Source organism: Rubrivirga sp., assembly GCF_049648075.1.
GTDB lineage: Bacteria > Bacteroidota > Rhodothermia > Rhodothermales > Rubricoccaceae > Rubrivirga.
Genome location: NZ_JBARYR010000530.1, coordinates 1 through 1825 on the forward strand (window position 1 = coordinate 1; position 1825 = coordinate 1825).

A 1825-nucleotide genomic window follows, 5' to 3' on the forward strand; every position below is an offset into this window, starting at 1 on the left:
GTCGCGCACGGCGTCCTCGACGGTAATCACGTGTCGGAACCGGCCGAAGACCTCCGTCAAAAGCGCTGCGTCTATCGGCTTGACAAAGCGCAAGTCGTAGTGCGCGGCCTCGATGCCTTCTTCAGCGAGCCGCTCGCAGGCCTCGATGGCGTAGTTCCCGATGGCTCCGTAGGTCACGAACGCCAAGTCACGGCCGTCTCGGACACGTTGTCCCGTCCCGACCTCGAGGGCGCGGAAGCTGTCTCGGAGCGGCATCCCGGTCGCCTGGCCTCGAGGGTAGCGAATCGCGAACGGCTTGCCGACCTCGAGGGCGGTGAACATCAGGTCACGTAAGTCCTGTTCGTGGAGCGGCGCCGCGACGATCAGATTCTGGACCGCCCGCATGAACGAGACATCGAGGGCGCCGTGATGCGTCGGCCCATCGGCGCCGGCCACGCCGGCGCGGTCCATGCAGAAGATGACCGGGAGGTCTTGGAGCGCCACGTCATGGACGACGCCGTCATAGGCCCGCTGCAGGAACGTCGAGTAGATGGCCGCGAACGGCCGCATGCCCTGGGTCGCGAGCCCGGCCGCGAACACGACCGCGTGCATCTCCGCGATGCCGACGTCGAACGCCCGGTCGGGCATCTGGGCCATCATCTTGCCCAGGCTCGTCCCCGACGGCATCGCCGCCGTCACGCCTACGACTCGCTCGTCTTGTTCGGCCAGCTCGATGATGGCGTCGCCGAATACTTCCTGCCACTTGGGTGGCTTCGTCCCATTTTTCGAGGGCACCGCCAGGCTCTTGCCCGTCACCTTGTCGAACGGGCTGGACTGCGCGTGCCACTTGACCTGGTCGGCCTCGGCGGGCGCGAATCCTTTGCCCTTGATCGTCAGCGTGTGGAGCAGGATTGGTCCGGGGAGCGCGCGGAGCTTCTTGAGCTTCTGCGCCAGGTCCACGACGTCGTGCCCGTCAACCGGTCCGATGTAGCGGAAGCCGAGTGCCTCGAACAGCATGCCCGGTGTCAAGACGGCTTTCAGCCCGTCCTCGACGCGGCTCGCCAGGCGCTGGAGCGTGCCGCCGCCGAGCCCTTTCATCTTGTCGAACAGCTCCCAGACCTCGCCCTTGAGCGCGTTCCACGAGCCCGACGACGACACGTTGGCCAGGTACTCGTGGAGCGCCCCGACGTTGGGGTCGATCGAGATCCGGTTGTCGTTGAGCACGACCAACAGGTCGGCGTCCGTCGTGCCGGCGTTGTTCATGCCCTCGAACGCGAGCCCGCCGGTCATCGAGCCGTCGCCGATCACGGCCGCGACGCGGCGGCCGGAGCCCTGGAGCTTGGCCGCGGTCGCCATCCCGAGTGCGGCCGAGATCGAGGTCGAGGCGTGGCCCACGCCGAACGTGTCGTACTCCGACTCGGAGCGCTTTGGGAAGCCGCTCAGGCCCCCGTACTTCCGGTTCGAGGGGAACGCCTGGCGCCGACCGGTCAGGATCTTGTGCCCGTACGCCTGGTGCCCAACGTCCCACACCAGCTGGTCCTCCGGCGTCTCGAACGCCCAGTGGAGCGCGACGGTCAGCTCAACGACTCCCAGAGACGCGCCAAAGTGGCCGCCGTGGACCGACACGATGTCCACGATAAAGTCCCGGAGCTCGTCGCAGAGCTGAGGGAGCTGCTCGACCTCGAGGGCGCGGACGTCGGCCGGAGACGTGATGGTCGCCAGGAGCGGTCCGGGAGTGAGGAGCGGGGCGTCCTGAGTCATGCGCGCGAAGGGGGGCGGGCAAAAATAGAGGAGATCGCGCGGGCTGTGGCTTTCCGAGACCGGTTTCAGCCAGAGTTGAAAGTGG

Annotated in this window: 1 protein-coding gene; it reads right to left on the minus strand. The window is 67.2% G+C overall.

Translation table 11 applies throughout. The features are described 5' to 3' along the window. On the minus strand, positions 1-1740 hold a 1740-nt coding region (gene dxs, locus WBA11_RS14745; protein WP_424521422.1), incomplete at its 3' end, for a 1-deoxy-D-xylulose-5-phosphate synthase. Positions 1741-1825: the final 85 nt, after the last annotated feature.